Source organism: Bradyrhizobium sp. (assembly GCF_028868675.1).
Lineage (GTDB): Bacteria > Pseudomonadota > Alphaproteobacteria > Rhizobiales > Xanthobacteraceae > Bradyrhizobium.
Genome location: NZ_JAGWUA010000256.1, coordinates 1 through 5595, shown reverse-complemented (window position 1 = coordinate 5595; position 5595 = coordinate 1). Strand labels below are relative to the sequence as shown.

Here is a 5595-nt window from a genome sequence, read left to right as displayed (position 1 = left end):
AGGAGGTCAACGACCTCTGGGCCTACGTCTCCCAGTTCGACAAGGACGGGAAGATCAAGGCGAAGTAGGCTGAATGTGCCTCAAGGCCGGGCTCTGGCTGGTCCAGAGTCCGGCATCCTACCTTTGGCGCTTGCGAATCCTAGTTCGCAGCGGCCTCTACTGAAACAATCCTCCCCATCATCGCCTCGATCTCGGCCTTCACGAGATCGGGGACGGCGGTCTGCACCATGTGACCGAGGTCGGGCAGCACGATCAGCCTGGCGTTCGGCACCGTGGCGGCGAACGGCCGGGCATGGATGCCGGTCGAGACCGTCTTGTCGGCGTCGCCGGCGATGATCACGGTCGGGGCCGTAATCTCGCCATAGTGCGCGACCTGCGCCGCAACGGCTTCCTTCAGCGTCACCAGATCGCAGGCGTTGGCGATGAACTCGCGCGGACGCAGCAGCAGCGGCGTCGCCGTGGCGCTGACGAAGCCGTCCGGCATCGTCTGCGGCATGAAGACGTTGCGCGCGCCCGGCGTCGTGAAGAAATAGCCGAGCGGAAGGGTGACCGTGTAGGCGAGCAAGCGACCGATCACGGGCGTCGCGATGATCTCGTTGTAGCGGCCGACCCCGCCGCGCCAGGGATGGGTGACCGGCGCGAGCATGACGAGACCGGCGACGCGGCGCGGATGGTCCAGCGCGAGCCGCGCGCCGAGCGCCCCGCTCCAGGAATGCACCACGAAGACCGCGCGATCGATCCCGAGCCGGGCCAGCGCCTCGTCGATCATCCGCGCCTGCACCTCGGGCGTCGAATCCCGCCGCCGCGCGCGCGTGCTCCAGCCATGGCCGGGGCGATCGATCAGGATCACCCGCCGTCGCACGGCCAGGAGATCGCCGAGCGGATTGCGCATCACCTCGAGATTGGAGCTCGCGCCGTGCAGCATCACGATCGGCGGGCCGGCGTCGCGCGGCCCCAGGTCAACTACGTGCAGCGTCGCGCCGTCGACCGCGATCATGTCGCCCTGCGGCGGAAACCGGCGCTGCAACACCAGGACGCCGGCCTGCGTGACGACGGCCAGCACGGCCAGCGCCGTCACGACGAGGATTGCGATCATGGAAAGGGTCCGAGCGAACTTGGGCACGCGACAGCTACGCGCCCAGCCTGACGACGGTTTCGGCCGCGAGCGGTTCCCCAGGACGGTCGGGCTGTGGATAAAGGCGCGACGCAGGCTTTAAAAACAAAAGTAGAATCAGTGCCTTGCAGGAAAAGGTAACCCGGGAGGGAAGCGTTCATGCACACGTCATGACCGCTTCCATATAATCGCCACGGTCGGTTTGGCCATCTAGGAGCGGATGGGCGCCGATCCTCCACGCAATCCACAGGAACGCGGGAACGACCGGCTCATTGTTCTGGTTTGTATCGGAGGAATTTCGATGAGTTTCAGATCCAACGACACGGCGATCGACGAGATCGTCGCAAGCTGCAGCGGCGACCTGCGCGGCGCGCTCAGGGCGCTGCTTCTGGTCAACGAGCATCTCGAGACCGAGCTTGCCAAACTTTATGCCGCGGCCGCCGACCACAGCCTTGCCCAGCGCGGCAGCAGCGTCCTGCACTGATCCCGCGCCCAGCGTCATCGCGTTCGTTCTTCGCTAGTTCTTGGCGGCCTGTTCGTCGTCCTTGTCCTCGTCGGGAAGCGGCGGAGGGCATTCCCTGATGGTCGAGCGCGCGAGCTTGGCGTCGTCCCTGGACTTGTAGGGACCGTCCCCGAACCAGATGTCGCCGATGATCACCGGATTGCTGGTGACGATGTCGCATTTGCCGCTGGCGCGATTGCCGACCACCCAGAACATCCCGTCGGCCAGGCCCACCGTTCCCGATCCCAGCAGCAAGGCGCCGGCGACCAACAAGCGCTTCATGGCTCTGCTCCTCTCGCACACGTCATGCAGGTAGGACGCGCCGGCGGGGAAGACCATCCCTCATGCCAAAACCCGCTGGGATCGTGGTTAATGGCGACCCACCGTGATCGGTCAAAAGCAGGTCAGATGTCGCGGCCTTCGACCTTCTCGGTCAGAGACTTCACCTGCTCCGGGATCTTGTCGAGGTGCGGATTGATGGCGAGCGCCTTGCGATAGGCGTCCAGCGCACGTTTTTCGTCGCCGAGCTCCTGCATGATCATGCCGAGGCCGGCGAGCGCGCCGAAATGGCGGGGCTCGCGGATCAGCACCTGCTGGATGTCGGCCAGCGAGCGGCTGTAGTCGTTCTGCATGTAGTAGAGGGTCGCGCGCCGGTTCCAGGCCTCGATGTAGTCGGGGCGGAGCTTGATGACGGAATCCAGGAGCTTGATCGCGACGTCGATCTTCTGCGCATCGACTGCGGTCTTTGCCCGCGTCATCAGCAGCGCGGCGGTGTCGCTCGGGGTATGCAGCCAGATCGCCCAGATCCGCGCCTCGACATGCTTGGCGCTGACCTCGTCGGGCGCGGCCTTCAGCGCGCCGAACAGGAAATCGAGATTCTTGGTGCGGTCGACCTTGGGCAGCTTGGCGGGCGGCTCCGGCAGCTTCTTCGACTTGACCGGCGGGCTGCGCGGCTCGTCCTGCGCGACGGCGGGGGCGGCAACCGCAAGGCTGGCCAGCAGCGCCGCCAGACAGAGCGTGCGCGTGGAAAGGAATCTCACTGCCATGACGGAAGTCTAAACGCGACGAGCCGCCCTTGCAAAGCAAGGACGGCGTCAAACTCGTGTGAAACCGTGGTCTTGCGGAGGCGCGAGCCCCGCGGCCAGGATCAGCCCTGCCGCGCCTTGAAGCGGCGCTGCACCTTGTTGATTACGTAAACCCGGCCCTTGCGGCGGACCAGACGGTTGGCGCGGTGGCGGCCACGCAGCGATTTCAGCGAGTTGCGGACCTTCATGGGAGAATCCTGATCGTTCGAAAGGCCGCGTTCGGCACTCCCGTCTGAGGCGCGCGAACGTGGCAAAATGAGATTTTTCCCGCCGGCGGGCCGACCGCCCGGGACGGGGCGGTTTCTAGCCATGGCGGGAGGGGATGTCAATGCAATCAGCCCGTTCCGAGCCGATTAACTCCAAAATTGGCCTCAACGGCCCTTTTCAGGCCTCCGGGAACTCGACCATCGCCTCCCCGGTCGCGACACGCTCGTCATTCTGGTTGCGGACGACGACGTCCAGCAGCACCCAGCGGGATTTCGCGGTCACCTGCTTGGCCTTGATGATGCCGGAGGGCCGGATGGTATCGCCGGGGCGCACCGGCTTGACCCAGCGCGTCTCCAGCCGACGATGGATCGCGCCGGCCGGATAGGCCCAGTCGGTGATCATCCGCGAGATCAGGCCAAAATTGTTCATGCCGTGCATGATCACGCCGCCGAAATTGGTCTTGCCGAAATTGCCCTTCATGTAGTCGTCGTCGAGATGCAGCGGGTTGTAGTCGAGCGAGGCATCGCAGAACAGGCGGATGGATTCGCGCGACACCGCGAAATCCGGCCCCTCGATGGGGTCGCCGGCCTTGAGGCTTTCGAACGTGACGGTCATATCCCCTCCCCTCATTTCGGCCTGATGGTCCAGCCGCGGCCGGAGCAGATGACGTCGCCGTTCTGGTTGAAGAACACGTTGTCGTGGACCACGAACAGCCGTTCGCGCTTGATGAACTTGTCGAGTGCGCGCGCCTGCAGCGTGATGACGTCGCCGGGCCGCGCCGGAATGTTGTAGCTCCAGGACTGCCCGGCATTGACCGTGCCCGGCGAGCGCATCCAGTCGTCCGCCGGCGTGCAGGCGAACATCAGCATGATGTGGATCGAGGGCGGCGCGATCAACCCGCCATAGCGGGTGGTGCGCGCATAGGCCTCGTCGAAATACAGCGGATGGGTGTCGCCGACCGATCTGCAATACAATTCGATCGCCTCGCGCGTCAGCGTGCAGGGAATGGTCTTGCGCGGCTCGCCCGGAACGATCTCGTCCCAGACCTTGCGCAAATTCGCGTCTTTCCAGAAATCGGTCTCGAAGGCTTGCGCCCCTGGCATTTTCGGCCTCCCCTGCCCTTCTTGCTGGCGGCAACACTAGCGCAAGGACGGCCGGCCACCAACGCGGCCGACGCTCTTGCCAAATTCGTTATATGATATAATCAACCCGCCGCACGAGCTGCCGGGAGGACCCAATGGCGAAATTGAAGCTGCCCAACATCGACGACGTCGTGGCGATCGACATCCACACCCACGCCGAGGAGCCCTGCGGCTGCCATCCCGACGACGGCTATGACGATTTCCAGGCGCAGATGGCGGAGTATTTCAAGTCGCCGAACAAGCATCCGCCGACCGTGCCGGAGACCGCGGCCTATTACCGCTCCAAGAACATCGCCGCCGTGATCTTCCCGGTCGATGCCGAGCGCGAGACCGGCTTCCGCCGCTACAACAATTACGAGATGCTGGAGGTCGCCTCCGAGCATCTCGACGTCCTCATCCCCTTCGTCTCGATCGATCCGCACAAGGGCAAGCTCGGCGTGCGCGAGGCGCGCAAGCTGATCGAGGAATACGGCGTCCGCGGCTTCAAGTTCCACCCGACCATGCAGGGCTTCTACGCCAACGACCGCATGGCCTATCCGCTCTATCAGGCGATCAACGACGGCGGCGCCATCGCGCTGTTCCACACCGGGCAGACCGGCGTCGGCTCGGGCATGCCCGGCGGCATGGGCATGCGGCTGAAATATTCCAACCCGATGTACATGGACGACGTGGCGGCGGATTTCCCCGACCTCAAGATCATCCTCGCCCATCCCTCCTTCCCCTGGCAGGAGGAAGCGCTGTCGGTCGCAACCCACAAGCCGAACGTCCATATCGACCTGTCCGGCTGGTCGCCGAAATACTTCCCGCCGATCCTGGTGCGCTACATCAACTCGATCCTGCAGGACAAGATGCTGTTCGGCTCGGACTGGCCGGTGATCACGCCGGACCGCTGGATGTCCGACTTCGCCAAGATCGACATCCGCGAGGAGATCCGGCCGAAGGTGCTGAAGGCGAACGCGCGAAAGCTGCTCGGGATATAGGGGGAAGATCAACCGTGCAATCCCCGGATTGCGCGGCAAGCCGCGGCCCTTCCCAAGCGCCGATTTCGCGTATAGCGAGACGTGACGGCGCTTTGCCGTTTTGTATGGATTGGCGTGCGGGGGCTTGATGCCGGGCTCGGAAGGACAACTGCCGACGCAGCAAACGGGGCTCTTCGCCGCCGGCGAGCGGTCCAACCTGCCTGAACAGGATACCCCCTCCTCGCGCAAGGCGAGCCTGCGCGACCACGCCGATCGCTTCGCGCTGTCGCGTGCGCTCTGGCTGGAGAAGGCCGCCTTCTTTCACGACGAGGACGAACGCTATCTGCGGTTCCTCATTCCGCCCGGCAGCCGCGTGATCGAGATCGGCTGCGGCCTCGGCGATACGCTCGCCGCGCTCGAGCCGTCCTACGGCGTGGGCGTCGATTTCAGCGCCGTGCAGATCGCGCTCGCGAAGGAGCGCCATCCGCAATTGCGCTTCGTCGCAGGCGACGCCGAGGATCCCGCGACGTTCGCCGCCGTCGACGGCCCCTTCGACTTCATCCTCGTCCTGGACACGATCGGCTCG

The 5595-nt window shown here is 64.8% G+C and carries 9 protein-coding genes; 3 read left to right on the top strand and 6 right to left on the bottom strand.

Features of this window, described 5'->3' with window-relative positions:
• Window positions 1-139: 139 nt before the first annotated feature.
• Complete coding sequence (locus KGM94_RS22925) at window positions 140-1096, bottom strand: alpha/beta hydrolase (RefSeq protein WP_300264397.1); 957 nt, start codon at window positions 1094-1096, stop codon at window positions 140-142.
• A 319-nt stretch (window positions 1097-1415) separates the two neighbouring features.
• Here KGM94_RS22925 and KGM94_RS22920 point away from each other — a divergent pair, with 319 nt between their 5' ends.
• Window positions 1416-1598, top strand: coding sequence for a hypothetical protein (locus tag KGM94_RS22920; protein ID WP_300264395.1), 183 nt, complete (start codon window positions 1416-1418; stop codon window positions 1596-1598).
• 33 nt (window positions 1599-1631) lie between these two features.
• Here KGM94_RS22920 and KGM94_RS22915 read toward each other — a convergent pair whose 3' ends face one another.
• The 5 genes from KGM94_RS22915 to KGM94_RS22895 form a co-directional block, all read right to left on the bottom strand.
• A complete protein-coding gene (locus KGM94_RS22915; protein WP_300264393.1) occupies window positions 1632-1898 on the bottom strand; it encodes a hypothetical protein in 267 nt (88 codons plus the stop codon).
• A 122-nt stretch (window positions 1899-2020) separates the two neighbouring features.
• Window positions 2021-2662: a tetratricopeptide repeat protein gene (locus KGM94_RS22910; RefSeq protein ID WP_300264391.1), complete on the bottom strand. Its 642-nt coding sequence runs from the start codon at window positions 2660-2662 to the stop codon at window positions 2021-2023.
• A gap of 101 nt (window positions 2663-2763) precedes the next feature.
• Entirely contained in the window at window positions 2764-2889 is a 126-nt protein-coding gene (gene ykgO / locus KGM94_RS22905) for a type B 50S ribosomal protein L36 (protein ID WP_006611362.1), read from the bottom strand.
• Between the two features lie 196 nt (window positions 2890-3085).
• Window positions 3086-3523 carry a MaoC family dehydratase gene (locus KGM94_RS22900; protein WP_300264389.1) on the bottom strand — a complete coding sequence of 146 codons (438 nt, stop codon included), beginning with the start codon at window positions 3521-3523 and terminating at the stop codon, window positions 3086-3088.
• Between the two features lie 11 nt (window positions 3524-3534).
• Window positions 3535-4011, bottom strand: a complete 477-nt coding sequence (locus KGM94_RS22895) for a MaoC family dehydratase (protein WP_300264387.1) — start codon at window positions 4009-4011, stop codon at window positions 3535-3537.
• Window positions 4012-4145: 134 nt separating this feature from the next.
• Here KGM94_RS22895 and KGM94_RS22890 point away from each other — a divergent pair, with 134 nt between their 5' ends.
• Together KGM94_RS22890 and KGM94_RS22885 are read left to right on the top strand one after the other, a co-directional pair.
• Window positions 4146-5030, top strand: a complete 885-nt coding sequence (locus KGM94_RS22890) for an amidohydrolase family protein (RefSeq protein WP_300264386.1) — start codon at window positions 4146-4148, stop codon at window positions 5028-5030.
• Window positions 5031-5157: 127 nt separating this feature from the next.
• The coding region (locus tag KGM94_RS22885) for a class I SAM-dependent methyltransferase (RefSeq protein ID WP_300264384.1) at window positions 5158-5595 on the top strand (438 nt) is incomplete at its 3' end.

Excerpts from the sequence above, each read along its gene's own strand:
- KGM94_RS22925 (WP_300264397.1), bottom strand. The coding sequence starts at position 1,096 with ATGATCGCAATCCTCGTCGTGACGGCGCTGGCCGTGCTGGCCGTCGTC.
- KGM94_RS22890 (WP_300264386.1), top strand. The coding sequence starts at position 4,146 with ATGGCGAAATTGAAGCTGCCCAACATCGACGACGTCGTGGCGATCGAC.
- KGM94_RS22900 (WP_300264389.1), bottom strand. The coding sequence starts at position 3,523 with ATGACCGTCACGTTCGAAAGCCTCAAGGCCGGCGACCCCATCGAGGGG.
- KGM94_RS22895 (WP_300264387.1), bottom strand. The coding sequence starts at position 4,011 with ATGCCAGGGGCGCAAGCCTTCGAGACCGATTTCTGGAAAGACGCGAAT.
- ykgO (WP_006611362.1), bottom strand. The coding sequence starts at position 2,889 with ATGAAGGTCCGCAACTCGCTGAAATCGCTGCGTGGCCGCCACCGCGCC.
- KGM94_RS22920 (WP_300264395.1), top strand. The coding sequence starts at position 1,416 with ATGAGTTTCAGATCCAACGACACGGCGATCGACGAGATCGTCGCAAGC.
- KGM94_RS22910 (WP_300264391.1), bottom strand. The coding sequence starts at position 2,662 with ATGGCAGTGAGATTCCTTTCCACGCGCACGCTCTGTCTGGCGGCGCTG.
- KGM94_RS22915 (WP_300264393.1), bottom strand. The coding sequence starts at position 1,898 with ATGAAGCGCTTGTTGGTCGCCGGCGCCTTGCTGCTGGGATCGGGAACG.